General features: G+C 61.0%; 13 protein-coding genes. 2 read left to right on the top strand and 11 right to left on the bottom strand.

Going from position 1 to position 19,400, the window contains the following annotated elements; genetic code table 11:
- Positions 1-34: 34 nt before the first annotated feature.
- Complete coding sequence (locus AC193Q_RS14340) at positions 35-5,200, bottom strand: dermonecrotic toxin domain-containing protein (protein ID WP_483878561.1); 5,166 nt, start codon at positions 5,198-5,200, stop codon at positions 35-37.
- A 267-nt stretch (positions 5,201-5,467) separates the two neighbouring features.
- On the opposite strand from AC193Q_RS14340, the gene AC193Q_RS14335 reads away from it, so the two are divergent.
- Positions 5,468-6,487 carry an alpha/beta fold hydrolase gene (locus AC193Q_RS14335; protein ID WP_483878560.1) on the top strand — a complete coding sequence of 340 codons (1,020 nt, stop codon included), beginning with the start codon at positions 5,468-5,470 and terminating at the stop codon, positions 6,485-6,487.
- A gap of 179 nt (positions 6,488-6,666) precedes the next feature.
- On the top strand, positions 6,667-7,335 hold the full coding sequence (locus tag AC193Q_RS14330; protein ID WP_483878559.1) for a DsbA family oxidoreductase: 669 nt from the start codon (positions 6,667-6,669) through the stop codon (positions 7,333-7,335).
- Positions 7,336-7,457: 122 nt separating this feature from the next.
- On the opposite strand, the gene AC193Q_RS14325 is transcribed toward AC193Q_RS14330, so the two are convergent.
- The 10 genes from AC193Q_RS14325 to glpK all read right to left on the bottom strand — a co-directional run bounded on the left by AC193Q_RS14325 (position 7,458) and on the right by glpK (position 19,337).
- Positions 7,458-7,787 (bottom strand): GlpM family protein, encoded by a 330-nt coding sequence (locus AC193Q_RS14325; protein ID WP_179295015.1) that lies wholly within the window; start codon positions 7,785-7,787, stop codon positions 7,458-7,460.
- 8 nt (positions 7,788-7,795) lie between these two features.
- A complete protein-coding gene (gene aauR / locus AC193Q_RS14320) occupies positions 7,796-9,076 on the bottom strand; it encodes a two-component response regulator AauR (RefSeq protein ID WP_182402286.1) in 1,281 nt (426 codons plus the stop codon).
- A 44-nt stretch (positions 9,077-9,120) separates the two neighbouring features.
- Positions 9,121-11,022: a two-component sensor histidine kinase AauS gene (gene aauS, locus AC193Q_RS14315; RefSeq protein WP_047296219.1), complete on the bottom strand. Its 1,902-nt coding sequence runs from the start codon at positions 11,020-11,022 to the stop codon at positions 9,121-9,123.
- Positions 11,023-11,237: 215 nt separating this feature from the next.
- Complete coding sequence (locus tag AC193Q_RS14310) at positions 11,238-11,972, bottom strand: amino acid ABC transporter ATP-binding protein (protein ID WP_042560754.1); 735 nt, start codon at positions 11,970-11,972, stop codon at positions 11,238-11,240.
- Positions 11,969-12,640 carry an ABC transporter permease subunit gene (locus AC193Q_RS14305; protein ID WP_476286079.1) on the bottom strand — a complete coding sequence of 224 codons (672 nt, stop codon included), beginning with the start codon at positions 12,638-12,640 and terminating at the stop codon, positions 11,969-11,971. The genes AC193Q_RS14310 and AC193Q_RS14305 overlap by 4 nt, the downstream gene beginning before the upstream one ends.
- Positions 12,640-13,386, bottom strand: a complete 747-nt coding sequence (locus AC193Q_RS14300; RefSeq protein WP_041068336.1) for an amino acid ABC transporter permease — start codon at positions 13,384-13,386, stop codon at positions 12,640-12,642. The genes AC193Q_RS14305 and AC193Q_RS14300 overlap by 1 nt, the downstream gene beginning before the upstream one ends.
- Before the next feature lie 191 nt (positions 13,387-13,577).
- Positions 13,578-14,504 (bottom strand): glutamate/aspartate ABC transporter substrate-binding protein, encoded by a 927-nt coding sequence (locus AC193Q_RS14295; protein ID WP_483878558.1) that lies wholly within the window; start codon positions 14,502-14,504, stop codon positions 13,578-13,580.
- A 486-nt stretch (positions 14,505-14,990) separates the two neighbouring features.
- Positions 14,991-16,526 (bottom strand): glycerol-3-phosphate dehydrogenase, encoded by a 1,536-nt coding sequence (gene glpD / locus AC193Q_RS14290; protein WP_047296214.1) that lies wholly within the window; start codon positions 16,524-16,526, stop codon positions 14,991-14,993.
- A gap of 314 nt (positions 16,527-16,840) precedes the next feature.
- On the bottom strand, positions 16,841-17,596 hold the full coding sequence (locus AC193Q_RS14285) for a DeoR/GlpR family transcriptional regulator (RefSeq protein WP_007916700.1): 756 nt from the start codon (positions 17,594-17,596) through the stop codon (positions 16,841-16,843).
- Positions 17,597-17,834: 238 nt separating this feature from the next.
- Entirely contained in the window at positions 17,835-19,337 is a 1,503-nt protein-coding gene (glpK, locus tag AC193Q_RS14280; protein ID WP_047296213.1) for a glycerol kinase GlpK, read from the bottom strand.
- Positions 19,338-19,400: the final 63 nt, after the last annotated feature.

Below are 19,400 nucleotides of genomic sequence, written 5' to 3'. Positions count from 1 at the left end.
AGCGGGGCATCGCCATGCCCCGCTGCTTTTTGCCCTAGAGGTCTGCGAAATGCCGGATACCCAGCGGTTTACCGATATCGCCGCGCCAGATCGCCTCGACCTGTGCCCCGCTGGCGGCCTGAACCTGCTGCCATTGCAGGCCGAGGTTGCGTTGCTCCGGCAATTTCAGGTGCGCCTTGACGAAGTCAGCGAACGGCACCTTGTCCGAGGTGTAGTGAAAGTGCGCGTACCACAGCGTGCGCGGCGGCGAGGAGGTGAGGTCGCGCACGGCGTATTCCTGAAGGAAATCCTTGCGCCCGTCAGCCCTTTTGCCCAGTGCCCGCAGCGGACCTTCGCGGCGGATGTCCACCACTTGTTGTTGCAGCAGATAATCCAGATAGCCTTCGGTGGGCGTCTTGCTGCGCAGTGACTGATCAATGCGCAGCGTACGACCGGTACGACGCAGTTCGCGGGCCTTGTCGTGCAGTTGCAGTACCACCGGTTCGGTCGGCGACAGTCGCTCGATGGCCTGGGCACGGGTGCTCAACTCCGTCGCTTCGCTGTTGAACATGTGTTCCAGATCTACCGGCAGCATGTCCTGGCGGGCATAGCTCTGTACCTTGTTGCTGTAGGCCGGAACAGCTGCCAGACGTCTGCGCGCTTCGACCAGCAGCGGCTGAACGTCAGTTGGCAACGTTGCTGCCGTCGGGGCGGTGCGCACTTGCAGATGGTATTTGCCACTGGAGCGCGGCAGCCAGGTTTCGCGGAATCCGTCGATGCCTTCGATGGTGATGCGTTTTTCCCGGGTGCCGGCGTCGATGCTTTCCGTGCCGATCAGCAACTGGTTGTCCTCGGTTTCGAACAGTTGCTTGCCGCCTGGCTCTTTCGGCTTGATTGGCGCACGGTGCCTGATCGCGTGCCGCGCCTGCGCTTCGACCTGGGTCAGCCCCTCGAGGAACAAGCCGACCTGTTCCAGATCCAGATGCTGTGCATAACCCAGCATCCAGGCGTTGAGCTGACGACGAAAACCGGCATAGATCTGCAGGCAATCTTCGAGGATCCGATTGTGCTGGACCACGCTGGCGCTGACCTCTGGCAGGTGATGCTGGGTCAGCAACGCGCGCCCGACCTTGACCCGGGCGTCTTTGAGCTGGGTATGGAAATACGCCCAGGACAGGTCAGTGACCGCGTCGTAGCGGGTAATGATTTCCAGCAGATGCGCAGTCCTCAGGTAGTGATGGGTGTTGTCACCCAGGTTGCGGTTGATAGCGGCCATGTCTTTCGCCATCCGGGCTTTCTGCGCGCGGTTGCTGATGCGGTTGTTCCACAGTCTGGCCTGCTCGGTGATCGCGTGCAGTTGATCGAACTCCTTGAGGAAATCCTCGCGCACCCGCTTGCGCCGGGCCATGAGTGTGATATGGACAGCGGTCTGGTCGGAGGGGACAGCATCGGACTCGGCGACCAGTGCGTCGATCCGGTTCAAGTGCTCCAGCAAGCGATCGCGGGCAACGGTGACGCGCTGCACGGCGCGGTCGACCACGATCCAGGCGCAGCGGCTCTGGATGGCTTCAATCTGCAGACGTTTGCGGCCGTGGCTCAGGGGCAGCAATTCGACAAGGTTGTCGTATTGGGCGATCGCGACGTCGATATCATTCAGGCAGGCTGCGTCAACGGCTGTCTGTAGAGGCTTGCGCCCGGCAAGATCGAGGTTCTGGTAGTTTTCCAGCAACTGGTTGGTGGCGCGGGTCTGAGCATCGAGGCGGCGGGTGTAGTTGTCGGCGGTGTTGGTCAGGGTCATTTGCCGGCGCAGTTGCCGATCGGTCCACCAGCGCGGTAACCACTGGCGGATCGGTGCAGGCCAAAGCGGTTCCAGGCCGTCGGCCAGATGCCCGAGTACCGCGCCGCCGCCAGCACCGCCACCGTCCATTACAGTGCCATGCACCGCATAGTGAGTGTTCCACTGGCCGCTGTCGTCGAGGGCGATCGGTTGTTTGTAGCTGCGCAGCCGTGTGCCGTAAAGCCTCCAGCCACGCGGCAGATCGCTGAGCTGAACCCGATAGATGCGCCCCTGACGAACAATGAAGTCGCCATCGGCGTGACGATAGACGTTGCGATAGACACCGTGGGTGGCCGGGTGCAGGCCGGCCAGGGAAATGTCGGATTCGTACTCGTAACCCTTGAAGCGGTCGAGCCATTGCCGGGCCCGTTGCCAGGACGACGACATGGTGGCGAATCCGCCCAGTGCCGTGCGTTGTCGCTGACGGGTGACCAGACGTGCTGCTGCGGGGGCCGAGACGGTTCCGGGCAGCACATCCATTGCCGCGTCGATCAGTGACAGCAGCACCGCCTCCACTTCCGCCAGACCATGCCCGAGCTCGCCGCGCAAGAACGCCGCGACGGCCAGATTGGCGCTGTTCCAGGCGTCATACAGGGCCACTGCCGTACCCACGAACGGCACCATGCCGATGGCCATTTTCAGGTAGTTGAACAATGCCCCGGATTTCAGTGCGCAGCGTTCCAGATACAACGCATCGTTGGAACGCGAACTGCTGCGATGGGCCTCCAGCAACCGGCCCATGTGCACGTTCAGTAGATGAATGGCCAGCGATGTAGTCGCCGGCCAGGCCATTCCGACGCCGATCAGGGCATCGAAATTGCGCAATTGCGCCTGGTTGATGCGACTGACATGGCTGGCAAAATCGCCGCCCACGGCACGCCCGGCCAGGTAATTGACCATGTTGCTGTCCACACAACGCCTGAACAGATCCACCCGTGCCTGCTCCAGCGATTCGTACTGCCGCAGGAAGAGAGCGTCGGTGCTGTCAGGCAGGTAGAGCAGGGTCAGGCCACTGTTTTGCTCGACAATGAACGTCAGCCCGGCAAGCGTGCTCGGTCCCTGATGCGCGGTGTCTGCGCCACCGACCTTCAGGTGCACCGGCCGCAGCGCGATGCGTTGTCCATCAACGGCATACGCCTGGGGTGAAGTCGCATCAATGGCAACCTGCAACACGGCATGGCCGGCACTGTCGATGTGCCGTTGCAGCAGGGCGCATTCACCTTGCAACCGGAGCATCAGCCGCCACGGTTCGCTCAGGCATTCGCGGCGCCAGGCCTGCTGAAACGCAGGTTCTGTCGACGCGCCGAAAAACACCTGGCGAATCTGTTCTTCGTAACGTCCGGGCAGATCGAGCTCTGTCACCAGTTTGCGCAAGTAGACCGGGTTGAGACCGGCCTCGACACGCTGCCGATCGGTTTCGTCTTCGGCGCTGATCCTGGCCTGCATGAACGACAGGCGCCACCACATGGCTTGATCGATGTTGTTCAGGGCCAGTTGTTCGAGGGCGAGATCGCTGCGCTTGTCGCTCGCGGTCAGGACATTGCGTTGCGGCGTGCCAGACGCGGCGCCTTCCATCACGGTTTTTTGCCAGACCGTCGAGTCGGGCAGATCGAGGTTCACGCTCACGCTTTGTTTGAGTGCGAAGTCCGTGCGCAAGCGGGCGTCGATGCGTTTTTCGGCGAAGGCCTGACGCGACGGCAACTCCCGTTCGAGCAACGCATTGGCGCGATGCATGGCGCCGAGGAAGTGGCTGATCAGCGCCTTGAGCGTGGTACGGTGCGCCGCGTCGAGGTTGTCGAGCCACTCGGGCAGGCTGCCGGCCAGCGCAGCGCTGCGATCTTGCGCCTGACGTTCGGCAACTGCCCGTTCGCGGGCCTGCGCGATCGGCACGGTCAGGCGTGGCAAGTGTTGTTCGCGCAGCTTCTCCATCTCGGCCTGGCGCTCGCCGGCACGGCCGGGCAGCGGGTTGTCGCGCAGGATCTGTGCGGCCTGTTGTTCGCATTGATAGAGCTGCTGATCGAGTGACCAGGCGAGCGGGTCATCGGTCAGTGGTGTCAGGTGCAGGGTCAGCCCGCCGTCATGGAGCGAGCGTTTGAACACGTTCTGCTCCAGTGCCGCACGCGAAGCAAAACGTTGCAGGCCGCCGAACTCGCCGGGCCAGTAAAGCAGCAGGCTGTCGGTGGAACCGGGGGCCAGCGCTGCCGGGGGGGCGATGATCAGTACACCTGGCAGCTCCTCGACGGCGCTGATGTTGTCATCTGAAGTGGCCAACGATATGCAGGCGATGACCCCCTCCGTTGGCGGCAGGTGGTGTCCCGGTGCGTCCAGCATTGCGATGACTCGCCGATGTTCGGCGACGGACAGTTGCTCCAGCGTCCGTTGCAGTTCGACCTCCGCGCGCAGTCCTGCGATGCGGGCCTGCAGCAGGGCCCGGTAAGGCTCGTTCGAGCGGCGGCGTAATTCGAGCAGGGTCAGCGGAGTGGGGCTGTCGAGCAGGGCCGATGCGGCGTCATGACTGGCCTGCTGAGCCTCGCTCAAGGCGTCGAGTCGTTGTGCCAGTTGTTGACGCTGCGGACTGTTCGGCTCGGCGTCGCCGAACAAGCGGTCAAGCGCATGCCGTTCAAGCGCCAGCGTCTGCCGGCGCAGATCCAGGGGAATGTCGGCCACCAGCAAGCCGAAGGGCGCAACTTCATCGATGCTTGGTCCGGCGCTCTCCGGCTGGGCGGGCGTGATGGGGAAAAACCTGTCGAGTGCGATTCCGTTGTCGCCAGTGACGGGCGAACCCGACAGCAGCGGTTCAACGCCGCGCTTGAGCGGATCACTACCGAATTCGATGAAGTCCAGCGAAGAGACTTGCAGTCGCTCCGGTTGCTGATCCGTCAGCCAGCGCTCAAGGTCGGCTTGTTTTTCGAAGCGGAGCAACGGTTGTGGGTGCACGGGCAGGTAGAGCAGCAGCGTTTCCTCCAGTTGAAGCAGCAACGTGCCGTGCAGGCGCAGCCGGCTTTTATCGACACGATTGAGTACCGGTTGCGCGACCCGCAGATCCGCCGCGACCTGGCTCGACGGGGTGAGAAGCGGCTCAAGCCTGTGGCGTTGTGAGGTGTCGAGCTTGCCTTCGGCAGCCGCCCATTGAAGCGCGGCCTCAAAGTGCAGTTGATAGAGACTCAAGGCATGCTCGCGCCGTGACAGCGCAGTGCCGGGCGCGCGGGCATCCCACCAGGCGCTTTCGGGTTGCCCGGGATGCCGGGCCATGAGGTCCAGCCATTGCCGGTGACAGTCGTTCAGACGAGCCGTGGCCAACAGGTGCAGATGTTGATCGACGTTGGGCTGTAGCCGCTGATCAAGGCCGAAGTCGGCGGTTACAAGGGGAGGCGAATGGGTCATGCGACAGGGCTCCAGAGGGCATGCGGTCCGGGTAATTCCGGTTTTCATGCCTATTAGAGGCGCGCTGTCACGAGCCCATGCGGTACATGGTTATCGCTGGTTAATGGTTTTGTTGCTGAGGATGTACAGACCGTTACGGCCTGATTCGTTGTCGGAGAATGACCGCTCGGCAAACTTCATCAAACTGTCACGCAACTGTGGCAGCGCGCTTGAACAAACTTCATCAGACTCGCGCTCTACTGGGGTTCTGCGTTTCGGTGTTTCTTCATGCGTTTATTTTTTCTGTTGGCCGCGCTGTTGTTCGGCCTGCCGTCGATGGCGGCTTCGCGTTGTGACGTCAATGTACCGACTGAACGGGTCGATCTGGCCCAGGTGAGCCTGGCGTACCAGAGCATCGGCCGTGCTTCGGATCCGGCGCTGTTGCTGGTCATGGGTTTGGGCGGCCAGTTGATTCACTGGCCGGACGAGGTGGTGGTTGCGCTCTGTCAGCAGGGTTTTCGGGTGATCCGTTATGACAACCGCGATGTCGGTCTGTCGACCTGGCGGCAGGCCCCGGCCGACGCCAACCTGACCTTTGAAGTGCTGCGCTACAAGCTCGGATTGCCGGTGTCGGCACCGTACTCGCTGAGCGACATGGCCGACGACGCGCTGGGTTTGATGGACGCGCTGCACATCGAGCAGTTTCACGTCCTGGGTGCCAGTATGGGCGGGATGATCGCCCAGCACCTGGCGGCAATGGCGCCACAACGGGTGGAGAGTCTGACACTCATCATGACCAGTTCCGGCGCCGAAGGTTTGCCGGCACCGAGTGCGGCGCTGGTGCAACTGCTGGCGCGGCGTGGCGCGCCGAATCGCGAAGTGGCGCTGGAGCAGCAGGCCGATCTGCTGGCAGCGCTTGGCAGCCCGGCCGTCGCGGATGACCGCCAGGCGTTGCTGCATCAGGCAGCGGTGGCCTACGACCGGGCGTTCAACCCGGAAGGCGTGAAGCGCCAGATCATGGCGATCCTTGCCGAGCCGAGCCGGGTGGTGCTGCTCAATCAGCTGCGGGTGCCGACCCTGGTGGTGCACGGCACGGCGGATCCGCTGTTGCCGGTGATGCACGGCGTGCATCTGGCGGCGCATATCCGTGGCAGTCAGCTGAAGCTGATTCCGGGGCTGGCCCATCGTTTTCAGGAAGCGTTCAAGGCGCCGTTGCTGGCAGCGGTGTTGCCGTATTTGCAAGCGCGTCGTGAAGACACATCGCACTGGGCGCAGATCGAACCGGCGGCGAGCGGTAACCTGCTGTAGCTGAGGTTTTAAGGGTGTTGATTCGGGCCTCTTCGCGAGCAAGCCCGCACACAAATTGGCAGGCATTCTCTGTAGGAACTGCCGAAGGCTGCGATCTTTTGCTTTTGAAGATCAAAAGATCGCAGCCTTCGGCAGCTCCTACAGGTGTATCTTTCGGACTTCTGTCCGCGAGGTGTGTGATGAGTTCCGCTTTGAAAATCGATTTTGTCAGCGACGTCTCCTGCCCGTGGTGCGTCGTCGGTCTGTATGGCCTGCTGCAGGCACTGGAGATTCTGCGCGATGAAGTGCAGGCCGAGATTCATTTCCAGCCGTTCGAACTGAACCCGAAAATGGGCCGGGACGGGCAGAACATCACCGAACACATCAGCGAAAAGTACGGTTCGACCCCGGAGCAGTCACAGAAAAACCGCGAAGCGATTCGTGCCCGTGGCGCCGAGGTCGGGTTCGCCTTTCGTACCGATGGTAACAGCCGCATCTACAACACCTTCGATGCTCATCGTCTGTTGCATTGGGCCGGGCAGGAAGGTGTGCAGCTGCCGTTGAAAGAAGCGTTGTTCAAGGCCTATTTCACGGATGGCGGTAATCCGTCCGATCATGCGCAACTGGCGCAGATTGCCGAAAGCGTGTGGCTGGATCGACAGCGTGCCGAAGCGATTCTGGCCAGCGACGAATTTGCCGATGAAGTGCGCGAAGAAGAGCAACTGTGGCTGCAACGCGGCGTGAGCTCAGTGCCGACCGTGGTGTTCAACGGTCAGTACGCGGTGACGGGCGGGCAACCGGTGGACACCTTTGTCGGAGCGATCCGGCAGATCATGAGCGAAACCCGGGGCGGCAGCGTCAACAACTGAATGCCAATTCGGGGCACCGTCAACAACTGAATACCAACCCTGTAGGAGCTGCCGCAGGCTGCGATCTTTGCCTTTAAAGAGCAGGATCAAAAGATCGCAGCCTGCGGCAGCTCCTACAGGGATCAAGTGTGCAGGCGCACCCACACCGAGACCAATACGCTGGCGGCAATCAACCACGCGACAACCGCCACCGCCAGTGACGCCTCCAGGCGCATGCGGTCAACCATCACGTACAGCGTCGCCAGATAGATGAAGTACGGAATGATCGACCACATGCCGAACACGATGGTCGCCTTCAGATCATCGACCGAACGGCCCTTGCCGACGATGTAGTGGGCAATCAGCGCAAAGGTCGGAAACAGCGGCACCAGCCCGGCGATGTAATAGTTTCGGGTCTTCGACAGCGCGGCGAGAATCACCACCACTGCTGCGCCGAGGGCGGCTTTGAGAATCAGATCCATCAGTGGCTCAACCCGTATTTTTTCACTTTGTCGAACAGCGTGGTCTTGGCCATGCCCAGCTCCAGACTGGCTTGAGTCAGGTTGCCGCCGCTGCGTTGCAAGGCATCGTTGAGCAGGTTGCGCTCGAAGGCTTCCACCGCTTCGGCGAACGCCAGCCCCTGACCGCCGCTGCTGGCGCCGGACTTCTTGAACGCCGGCAGGCCGAGGGCAAAGCGCTCGGCGACGTTACGCAGTTCGCGCACGTTGCCCGGCCAGTCGTGGCTCATCAGGTTTGACAGGGTCTGGTTGTCCAGCTCGGGCAACGTGCGGTCGAAGCGCAGCGCCGACTGCTGGGTGAAGTGTTCGAACAGTTGCAGGATGTCCTCACGGCGCTCGCGTAGCGGCGGCAGTTCCAGCGTCACCACGTTGAGGCGGTAGTACAAGTCGCTGCGAAACTCGCCGGCCTTGCTCGCTTGGTCGAGGTCGGATTTGGTCGCCGCAATCACCCGGCAATCCACCGCGACGCTCTGGTTCGAGCCGAGGCGTTCGAGGGTGCGTTCCTGCAATACACGCAGCAGTTTGATCTGCAACGGCAGCGGCATGCTTTCCACTTCATCGAGGAACAGCGTGCCGCCGTCGGCGTGTTCGATCTTGCCGATACGCCGTTTGCCGGCACCGGTGAAAGCGTTGGCTTCGTGGCCGAAAATCTCGCTTTCGAACAGGTTCTCCGGCAGGCCGCCACAGTTCAGCGCGACGAATTGCTTGGTGTGGCGGCGGCTGAAATCGTGCAGGCAGCGCGCGACCAGTTCCTTGCCGGTGCCGGTCTCGCCTTCGATCAATACGTTGGCCGAGGTGTCGGCGACGTTGGCGATCAGCTCGCGCAGGTTCTGCATCGCGGGGGAACGACCGATGATCCGGCCTTCGAGGGAGTCGCGTTCGGCCAGTTGCCGACGCAGCGACGAGACTTCGCGGGCGAGGCTGCGTTGCTCCAGTGCGCGGCGGGCGACGTCGACCAGACGCTCCGGCGAGAACGGTTTCTCCATGAAATCGTAGGCGCCTTTCTGCATCGCACCGACCGCCATGGAAATATCACCATGACCGGTGATCAGCACCACCGGCAGACTGCGGTCGCGTTGCTTGAGGCGGGTCAGCAGCTCCAGGCCATCGATGCCCGGCAGGCGGATGTCGCTGATGACGATGCCGGCGAAGTTGTCGCCGACCTGCTCCAGCGCTTCTTCGGCGCTGCCGACACCGATGCAGGGAATGTCTTCCAGGGTCAGTGCCTGCTGGCAGCCGAGCAGCACATGGGGGTCGTCTTCGACGATCAGCACACTAAGGTCGTGGTTCATATTGGCTCGGCAGGAGTAGGGCTTACCAACGGTAAACTGAGGACGAAGGTGGTGCCACCGCTGGCCGGATGTTCGACACCCAGGTGCCCGCCGGTGGCGGCAGCGAGGCTGGCGGAGAGGGTCAGGCCGAGGCCCAGGCCCTGTTCGCCGGGTTTGGTGGTGAAGAACGGCTCGAACAGATGCTTGCGCGCCTCGGCATCGACGCCGTGGCCGTTGTCGCGCACCCGCAGACGATATTTGCCGTTGAACTCTTCGCCCTCCAGCCACAGTTCCGGCTGCGGCTGCGCCTGCATGGCGTCGAGGGCATTGCCGATCAGGTTGACCAGAATCTGTTCGAGGCGGGTCTGGTCGATTTGCACTTGCACGTCGATGAATTGCCGATGCAGTTGCAGTGACGCGCTCTCGACCCTGGCACCCAGCACCTGCAGCGCGGCGTCCACCGCTTTGCCGAGACTGGCCTGGCCCTTGTCGTCCCCGCGTCGGGCGAACGAGCGCAGGCTGGCAGTGATCCGGCCCATGCGGTCGATCAGGTCATTGATGGTCTTGAGGTTGGTGCTGGCGACGTCGAGCTGGCCGCGTTCGAGGAATCGAATGGTGTTGCCGGACAGGGTGCGCATCGCCGCCAGCGGCTGGTTCAATTCGTGGGCGATGCTGGTCGACATCTGGCCGATGGCTGCGAGTTTGCCGGCCTGCACCAGTTCGTCCTGAGCGCGGCGCAGGGTTTCTTCGGCCTGCCGTCGTTCGCGGATCTGGCTCTTGAGGCGTTCGTTGCTGGCGCGCAGGTCGCCGGTGCGTTCGGTGATCCGCCGTTCGAGTTGACTGTTGGCTTCCTGCAAGGCTTCGCGGGCGGCGAGGCGGGTGGCGATGACCTTGCGCCGCTCGTTCCAGGCAATCAGCAAAAACGCCACCAGAGCGAACGCCACGGCCACCAGAATGCCTTGGTTGATCGCTTCGCGGCGCAGGTCCTGCAACGGCGTGAGCAAAGTGAAATTCCACGGTGTGTCGCTCAGTGGCCGGGTCTGGGCCAGATAGCTGATGCTGTCGTCATCGGCGCTCACTTCGCTGTTGGCAGGAAAGGTCAGTTTCTCCACGCCTTCGGCCAGGGTTTCGCGGGCCAGGGGTTGCAGTTCGTTGAGCGGGAACCAGTAATACTGCAGGCTGCGGGCGAGCTTCTCTTTGGTTTCATCGCTCAGCGGGACCACCGATTTCAGGCGCCGCGCCGGATCGCTGGAAAGAATGATGATGCCGTTCTCGTCGCTGACGAAGGCTTCCAGACGGGCGCGCTGCCAGCGTTCTTCCAGGGCTTCGAGACGCACTTTGACCACGGCGACGCCGATGATCTTGCCGTGCTCTTCCAGGCCGTGGGCCAGGTAATAACCGGGTTCGCCGCTGGTGCTGCCGATGCCGTAGAAACGTCCGGGCTCGCCGCGCACGGCTTTCTGGAAATAGGCGCGGAACGACAGGTCTTCACCGAGGTAACTGTCGACGTCGCGCCAGTTGCTGGTGGCCATCACGCGGCCGGTGGTGTCCATGACATAGATGGCCCGACTGCGGCTGCGCCGGTTCAGGCCTTCAAGGTAAGCATTGACCGTTTGCCGGTGTTCCGGGGTTGGATCGGCCAGCAATTGCGGGACGCTGGTTTCCAGTTCCAGCAGGCTGGGCAGGTAGGTGTATTTGCTGATCTCGCTTTCGACGGTGCGCGCGTGCAGTTCAAGCTGACGTTGGCCGTTTTCGCTGAGGCTGCGGATGCCGAAATGTTCACTGGTCCAGAAACCGGCGTAACCCAGTCCGATCATCAGCACGATGATCAGCGGCGGCAGAAACAGATGGCGAATCAGACGAGGCTTCACGGCAAGTGATGGCGGCGCTGCGCGATAGAGATTGGGGTCGCATTTCATCACAGTTGCCTTGGGTCAACCAGCATGGTTAAAGCATCCTGGTTTGTTCGAGCGCGGAACCTGTGGTGAGGGGATTTATCCCCGATCGGCTGCGAAGCAGTCGTCAAACCGGCAGATGCGGTTCGAGTTTGAAATGCTGGGGCCGCTTCGCGGCCCATCGGGGATAAATCCCCTCGCCACAAAGCTCCCTCGCCACAGAGTTCAGTGTGTTGCTTTTAGTGCTGCAGGATTTTCTCGAGGAAATGCTGCGCGCGTTCGGAGCGGGCGCTGATGTCGCCGAAAAACTCCTCTTTCGGGCAGTCTTCGATGATCTTGCCGGCATCCATGAAAATCACCCGGTCAGCCACTTTGCGGGCGAAACCCATTTCGTGGGTCACGCACATCATGGTCATGCCTTCCTGGGCCAGTTGCACCATCACGTCGAGCACTTCGTTGACCATTTCCGGATCGAGCGCCGAGGTCGGTTCGTCGAACAGCATGACGATCGGGTCCATCGCCAGCGCGCGGGCAATCGCCACACGCTGCTGCTGACCGCCGGACAGTTGCCCCGGGTGCTTGTGGGCATGCGCCGACAGGCCAACGCGTTCCAGCAGTTGCAGACCTTTTTTGGTCGCTTCTTCCTTGCTGCGGCCCAATACCTTGATCTGCGCAATGGTCAGGTTTTCGGTAATGGTCAGGTGCGGGAACAGCTCGAAATGCTGGAACACCATGCCGACGCGCGAGCGCAGTTTCGGCAGGTTGGTCTTCGGGTCGGCAATCGAGGTGCCATCGACGACGATGTCGCCTTTCTGGAACGGCTCCAGCGCGTTGACGCATTTGATCAGGGTCGACTTGCCCGAGCCCGACGGGCCGCAGACCACGATCACTTCGCCTTTCTTGACCTCGGTGCTGCAATCAGTCAGCACCTGGAAGTCGCCATACCACTTGTTGATGTTCTTGATGGAGATCATACGGCAAACCTTTTTTGCAGACGCTTGACCAGCAGCGAGGCGGAAAAGCTGATGATGAAGTAAACGACACCGGCAAAGATCAGGAACTCGTTGGAACGACCGATGATGTCGCCGCTGGAGCGGGCGGAGTTGAGGAAGTCCACCAGGCCCACGGTGTAGACCAGCGAGGTGTCCTGGAACAGGATGATCGACTGCTGCAGCAGCAACGGGGTCATCTTGCGGAACGCCTGGGGCAGGATGATCAGACGCATGGTCTGGCCATAGGTCATGCCCATCGCTTGTGCAGCGGCCATCTGGCCTTTGGGGATCGACTGCACGCCGGCACGGACGATTTCACAGAAGTACGCGGCTTCGAACATCATGAAGGCCACGACGCAGGACGTGAACGCGCCGATCGGGGTGTCTTCGCCGGTGATCCAGCGCAGCACGAACGGTACCGCCAGGTAGAACCAGGTGATCACCAGCAGCAGCGGGATCGAGCGGAAATAGTTCACATAGGCGCCGGCCACGCGAGACAGCAGTTTGCTGGACGACAGGCGCATCAGCGCGAGGATCGTACCGAGCACGATGCCGCCGATCACGCCCATGAGCATGAGCTTCAAGGTCATGAGCATGCCGTTCCACAGGCCCGGGATCGCGGGGATGATGCCGCTGAAATCGAAGTCCATTATTTACCCCCCACGGAGATCAGGCCAGGCACCGCGACTTTCTTCTCGACCATGCGCATCAGCAGCATCAGGCTCATGTTCAGGGTGAAGTAGATCAGCGTGGCCAGGGTGAACGCTTCAAACAGATTGGCCGAGAATTCGGCGGTCTGTTTGGTTTGCGCCAGCAGTTCCATCAGGCCGATCAGGGACGCCACGGAGGAGTTCTTGAAGACGTTGAGGAATTCCGAGGTCAGCGGCGGAATGATGATGCGGTAGGCCTGGGGCAGCAGCACGTTCCAGTAGATCTGCGGCAGCTTGAAACCCATGGCGCGGGCGGCGGATTCCTGGCCCCGCGGCAGCGCCTGGATACCGGTGCGCACTTGCTCGCAGACCCGGGCGGCGGTGAACAGGCCCAGGCACACGACGACGCTCAGGTAGGCCGAGGTGGTCGGGTTCAGATCCTGTTTGTACCAGTCCTGCAGGTTCTGCGGCAGCAGGTCGGGCACCAGGAAGTACCAGATGAACAGCTGAACCAGCAGCGGCACGTTGCGAAACAGCTCGACGTAGCACGTCGCGATGCCCGACACGAGGCGGCTCGGCACGGTGCGCATGACCCCCAGAATGGAGCCCAGCAGCAAAGCGATGATCCAGGCCACGACGGCGATGGCAATGGTCCAGCCCAGACCGGAAATGAACCAGTCGAGATACGTCTCGCTGCCCACGCCGGTGGACTTGAAGAACACGCCCCAGTCCCAGTTGTAATTCATTAGGGTCTCCCCTCGAAATCGATCGATGTACAAGCACCCGCTTGGGGAAGATCCTTTCCCGTCCGACGTTGAACGTCGGGCACACGCGATCGGCTCGGAAACCGCCTGGTCGAGTGTTCCACAGTAAAGCCAGCAGGTAGTAACAGGCGTCTGAGGGAGGTTGCTCCCTCAGACGACAGGTTAGTCAGGAATCAGATTTTTACGTCAGGTGCAGGCTTGTCGCTCGGATTGGCGATCAGCTCTTTCACCTTGTCGCTCATCGGGAAGTTGAGGTTCAGGCCTTTCGGTGGGATCGGGCTTTCGAACCACTTGTTGTAGATCTTGTTGATCTCGCCGGACTTGTACAGGCCAACGATGGCGTCATCCACCGCTTTCTTGAACGCCGGGTCGTCTTTACGCACCATGCACGCGTAGGCTTCGAAGGACTGTGGCGTACCGGTGATGACCCAGTCAGTCGGCTTCTTGGCCTTGGCTTCTTCACCGGCCAGCAGGGCGTCGTCCATCATGAAGGCAACGGCGCGGCCGCTTTCCAGCATGTTGAAGGATTCGCCGTGGTCCTTGGCGGAGATGATGTTCATGCCCATCTGCTTGTCGGCGTTCATCGCTTTGATGATGCGCTCGGACGTGGTGCCAGCGGTGGTCACGACGTTTTTGCCCTTGAGATCGGCGAAGTCTTTGTAGGACGGGTTGCCATCCTTGTCTTTCTTGACCAGCAGACGAGTGCCGATTTCGAAGATGTTGACGGTGAAGTCGACCTGTTGGGCGCGTTCGGCGTTGTTGGTAGTAGAGCCGCACTCGATATCCGCGGTGCCGTTCTGGATCAGCGGGATACGGGTTTGCGAGGTCACCAGGTTGTACTTGACCTGCAGGTCTGGCTTGTTCAGGTCTTTTTTCAGGGCTTCAACGATGGCCACTTGAATGTCGTGGGAGTAGCCCACTGGCTTGCCGGAAGCATCCGCGATATAGGAAAACGGGATGGAGCTGTCGCGGTGAGCGAGGGTGATGGTGCCGGAATCGTTGATTTTCTTCAGGGTGCCGGTGAGTTCGGCGGCGAAAACTGGTGTGCTGATCAGAGCGGCCGCAATGGCTGCGCCCAGGATAGGGGGAACGATGCGCATCAAATTTTCCTCGAATTGTTTTTTTTATGGAGCCAGTTCGTCGGCCCTTTTGTGCTTCGAATGCCTGACGGCTCCTGAAGTGTTGGCACGGCAGGCATTCGTCGAGAGAGTGTAGAGCATGAGTCGTGCCAGACCAGTCGATAGTGGCTAATGGCTTGATTTATAAGGTGATTAAAGTTTTGTGTCGGTGTTTTTCGATGAAACTGATCCGGTTATCCGAATTGACCGAGAGGTCGCGTTCGGAAATCCGAACGATCTTTAATCGCTGCTCTCGTATAGATGATCGCTCGAACCCGCATAACCTTGTAGCGAGGGGATTTATCCCCGATAGGTCGCGAAGCGGCCTTCTTCAAACGCGAGGACCGCTTCGCAGTCCATCGGGGATAAATCCCCTCGCCACAGGGTTAGTGTCAGGCAAAGTAAGTCACGCAGCAAAAAGCCCCTGAATCTCTCAATTCAGGGGCTTTCGTTTAAGCGAGGTTCAATTCACGCCGCTTCAGTCTTGCGGTTCTGCTCGACCTTGCCCAGGTAGGCCGCCAGTTTCTCCTGCTCGGCCGGGGTGGTGAACAGGCCCAGTTTGCTGCGACGCCACAGAATATCGTGCGCCGTGGTCGCCCATTCTTCGCTGCACAGGTAGTCAACCTCACGGGTATAGAGCCCGCCGCCGAGGTGTTCGCCCATGTCGGCCAGCGTTTCCACGCCTTCGAGCATGCGCCAGGTGCGGCTGCCGTAGGTGGTGGCCCAGCGGCGGGCGATTTCGCTCGGGACGAAGTCGAACTTGTCGCGGATCTGTGCGCTCAAGGCTTGCGGGGTGGTCATGTCTTCACCGCCGGGCAGGGTCGCGGTAGCGGTCCAGCTTGGGCGCATCTGGGTGAAGTACGGCATCAACTGGGCCATCGCCGACTCTGCGAGCTTGCGGTAGGTGGTCAGCTTGCCGCCGAACACCGACAGCAGCGGTGCCTCTTCACCGCCGCCAGACAGGGCCAGGGTGTAGTCGCGGGTCACGGCCGACGGGTTGTCGGATTCGTCATTGCACAGCGGGCGCACGCCCGAGTAGCTGTGCTGGATGTCGTCGCGACTGATCTGCTTCTTGAAGTGGGCGTTGACCACTTTCAGCAGGTAATCGGTTTCGCCGTCGGTGATTGCCACTTTCGCCGGATCGCCGGTGTACTCACGGTCGGTGGTGCCGATCAGAGTGAAGTGGTTCAGGTACGGAATGGTGAAAACGATGCGCTGATCTTCGTTTTGCAGGATATGCGCGTGATCGCCTTCGTACAGCTTCGGCACAATGATGTGGCTGCCCTGAATCAGGCGAATGCCGTACGGCGATTCCATTTTCAGGTCGTCACGGATGAACTTGGCGACCCATGGACCGGCGGCGTTCACCAGCGCTTTGGCGGTGATCGAAAACAGGCTGCCATCGGCGCGTTCCAGGTTCAGGTGCCACAGGCCCTTGGCGCGGCGGGCGCTGACACAACGGGTCTGGGTGTGAATGTGCGCGCCGTGTTCACGGGCAGCCATCGCATTCAACACAACGAGGCGGGCGTCATCGACCCAGCAGTCGGAGTATTCGAAGCCTTTCTTGATTTCGCTTTTCAGTGCGCTGTCGGCGCCGAACTTCAGGCTTTTCGAACCTGGCAGCTTTTCGCGCTTGCCGAGGTTGTCATAGAGGAACAGGCCCGCGCGGATCATCCACGCCGGACGCAGGTGCGGGCGATGCGGCAGCACAAATCGCATCGGCTTGACGATGTGCGGCGCCTTGGCCAGCAGCACTTCGCGCTCGGCCAGCGCTTCACGCACCAGACGGAATTCGTAATGTTCGAGGTAGCGCAGGCCACCGTGGATCAGCTTGCTGCTGGCCGACGAAGTGTGGCTGGCCAGGTCATCCTTTTCGCAAAGGAACACCGAAAGACCGCGACCGGCGGCATCCGCTGCAATCCCCACGCCATTGATCCCGCCGCCAATCACGGCAACATCGTAAATCTCGGCAATCGGGGGCGTACGCAAGGTAGAGGTGGACATCGGCTGGCCTCGGGCTCTTTTGATTTTCTGTCTTGGAAATCGAACATAAATGTTCATTTGCGAAAATGGTAGCCCATAAAGACGCGCGCAGCCAGTCGCCTTCGATTGAAAAAACTCATCGAAGGGCGGCTAAAAGAAAATTTCCGAACATTATTGAGGCAGGGATGCTCTCTGTGGCGAGGGGATTTATCCCCGATGGGCCGCGTAGCGGCCCCTCAATGTTGGATATCAGGCACACCGCATTGGGTGGTTTTGGGACTGCTTCGCAGCCCATCGGGGATAAATCCCCTCGCCACAGGGGAATGTCGACGGGGTTAAACGACTTCCAGACGAATCTTGTGCTGGCTCAGCAACTGCGCCAGCGCCGGCACGGGTTGCTGATCGGTCACCAGGCAGTCAATCAGGCTGATCGGACCGAGGCGGATCATCGCGTTACGCCCGAACTTGCTGGAGTCCGCCGCCAGAATCACCTGCCGCGCGTTGGCGATGATCGCTTGCGACACGCGCACTTCCTGATAATCGAAGTCGAGCAGGCTGCCGTCTTCGTCGATGCCGCTGATGCCCACCAGCGCAAAATCGACCTTGAACTGATTGATGAAATCCACGCTCGCCTGACCCACCACGCCGCCGTCACGGCGCACGTTGCCGCCGGTCAGCAGCACATCGAAATCATCCTTGGCACTGAGCATCGAGGCGACGTGCAGGTTGTTGGTGATGATCTTCAGATGGTTGTGATTGAGCAGGGCGCGGGCAATCGATTCGGTGGTGGTGCCGATGTTGATGAACAGCGAAGCGTGATCGGGGATCTGCGCGGCGATGGCTTCGCCGATGCGTTGTTTCTCGTCGCGCATCTGATCGGCGCGCATCGCATAGGCGGTGTTTTCGACGCTGGAATCGTAGGCCGCGCCGCCATGGTAGCGACGCAACAGATTGGCTTCCGCGAGCTGATTGATGTCGCGGCGGATGGTTTGCGGGGTGACAACGAACAGCGTGGCCATTTCCTCGATGCTCACATAGCCGCGTTCGCGGACCAGCTCGAGGATTTGCTGCTGACGGGGAGGCAGATTCATGGGGCTTCCTTTGGGCTGCCGTGCAAAATTTGCCCATGATGACGCAGGAATCTCCTCCCGACCAGTTTCCAAACAACGTGAAAGCTACTGCGCTCGGCAATCCTGCGTTAAAAACAGGCTCGGACTGCTCATTTACAAACCCGTAAACTCCGCGTCCTCGCCTGTTTTTGCCTTGTCTTGCCTTCGCTCGCTACGCTTTCACGCTGTTTGGACAGCTTAAGTCAGTCCTCAGACTGGCTTATTCAGCGTCTTCACGCGCCCAGTCACGGGTGCGGCTGACGGCTTTTTTCCAGCCTTTGTACAGTTTCTCTTTCTCGACTTCGTCCAGGCTCGGTTCGAACTCGCGCTCGATTACCGCTTTGCCGCGCAGTTCTTCCAGGCTGCCCCAGAAACCGCACGCCAGACCGGCCAGATACGCCGCGCCCAGTGCCGTGGTTTCGCGCATTTGCGGGCGCTCGACCTGGGTGCCGAGGATGTCGGCCTGGAACTGCATGAGGAAGTTGTTCGCCACCGCGCCGCCGTCCACGCGCAAGGCCTTGAGGCGTTCACCGGAGTCCTGTTGCATGGCGTCGAGCACATCGCGGGTCTGGTAGGCGATCGATTCCAGCGCGGCGCGGATGATGTGATCCACGCGTACGCCGCGCGTCAGGCCGAACAGTGCGCCACGGGCATACGGGTCCCAGTAGGGAGCGCCCAGACCGGTGAACGCCGGTACCAGGTACACGCCGTTGCTGTCCTTCACTTTATTGGCGAAGTATTCGGTGTCATGAGCGTCGTTGACGATCTTCAGTTCATCGCGCAGCCACTGCACGGTCGAGCCACCGTTGAAGACTGCGCCTTCCAGGGCGTAAGCCACTTCGCCACGCGGGCCGCAAGCGATGGTGGTGAGCATGCCGTGCTGCGATTTCACCGCTTTGTCGCCGGTGTTCATCAGCAGGAAGCAGCCAGTGCCGTAGGTGTTTTTTGCCTGGCCCGGCTCGACGCACATCTGGCCGAACAGTGCCGCTTGCTGGTCACCGGCGATCCCGCCGATGGCGATCCCGCTTTTGGTGCGACCGTAGATTTCCGAAGACGCTTTCACTTCCGGAAGCATCTCGCGCGGGATGTCGAGGATTTCCAGCATCTTCGAATCCCACTCCAGCGAGTGGATGTTGAAGAGCATGGTGCGCGAGGCGTTGGTGTAGTCGGTGACGTGCACTTTGCCGCCGGTGAATTTCCAGATCAGCCAGCTGTCGACGGTGCCGAACAGCAGTTCGCCGTTGCGCGCACGTTCGCGGCTGCCTTCGACGTTGTCGAGGATCCACTTCAGTTTGGTGCCGGAGAAGTACGGGTCGGTGACCAGACCGGTGTTGTCGCGGATGTAGTCTTCATGGCCATCGCGCTTGAGCTGCTGGCAGATCTCGGTGCTGCGGCGGCACTGCCAGACGATGGCGTTGTACACCGGACGACCGGTGGTCTTGTCCCAGACCACAGTGGTTTCACGCTGGTTGGTGATACCGATGGCGGCGACCTGATCGTGATGCAGACCGGCCTGGGCCAGCGCTTCGACCATCACCGCGCTCTGGGTGGCAAAGATTTCCATCGGATCGTGTTCGACCCAACCGGCTTGCGGGTAATGCTGGGCGAATTCGCGCTGGGCGGTGCAGACCACGTTCGCGTCGCGGTCGAAGATGATCGCGCGGGAGCTGGTCGTACCCTGATCGAGGGCAATGATGTAGTTCTTATTCTGAATGTCGGTCATGTCGATTGCCTTGGACGAAATAAGGGAGAGTGGGCCGTGGCGCGGGTTCTGAATGGGCAGGAA

The organism is Pseudomonas sp. F2 (assembly GCF_057174385.1).
Note: the sequence above shows the minus strand (reverse complement) of the source record. Positions and strands in the feature narration are given on the sequence as shown.

Excerpts from the sequence above, each read along its gene's own strand:
- AC193Q_RS14340 (WP_483878561.1), bottom strand. The coding sequence starts at position 5,200 with ATGACCCATTCGCCTCCCCTTGTAACCGCCGACTTCGGCCTTGATCAG.
- AC193Q_RS14335 (WP_483878560.1), top strand. The coding sequence starts at position 5,468 with ATGCGTTTATTTTTTCTGTTGGCCGCGCTGTTGTTCGGCCTGCCGTCG.
- AC193Q_RS14330 (WP_483878559.1), top strand. The coding sequence starts at position 6,667 with ATGAGTTCCGCTTTGAAAATCGATTTTGTCAGCGACGTCTCCTGCCCG.
- aauS (WP_047296219.1), bottom strand. The coding sequence starts at position 11,022 with ATGAAATGCGACCCCAATCTCTATCGCGCAGCGCCGCCATCACTTGCC.
- AC193Q_RS14310 (WP_042560754.1), bottom strand. The coding sequence starts at position 11,972 with ATGATCTCCATCAAGAACATCAACAAGTGGTATGGCGACTTCCAGGTG.
- AC193Q_RS14305 (WP_476286079.1), bottom strand. The coding sequence starts at position 12,640 with ATGGACTTCGATTTCAGCGGCATCATCCCCGCGATCCCGGGCCTGTGG.
- AC193Q_RS14300 (WP_041068336.1), bottom strand. The coding sequence starts at position 13,386 with ATGAATTACAACTGGGACTGGGGCGTGTTCTTCAAGTCCACCGGCGTG.
- AC193Q_RS14295 (WP_483878558.1), bottom strand. The coding sequence starts at position 14,504 with ATGCGCATCGTTCCCCCTATCCTGGGCGCAGCCATTGCGGCCGCTCTG.
- glpD (WP_047296214.1), bottom strand. The coding sequence starts at position 16,526 with ATGTCCACCTCTACCTTGCGTACGCCCCCGATTGCCGAGATTTACGAT.
- AC193Q_RS14285 (WP_007916700.1), bottom strand. The coding sequence starts at position 17,596 with ATGAATCTGCCTCCCCGTCAGCAGCAAATCCTCGAGCTGGTCCGCGAA.
- glpK (WP_047296213.1), bottom strand. The coding sequence starts at position 19,337 with ATGACCGACATTCAGAATAAGAACTACATCATTGCCCTCGATCAGGGT.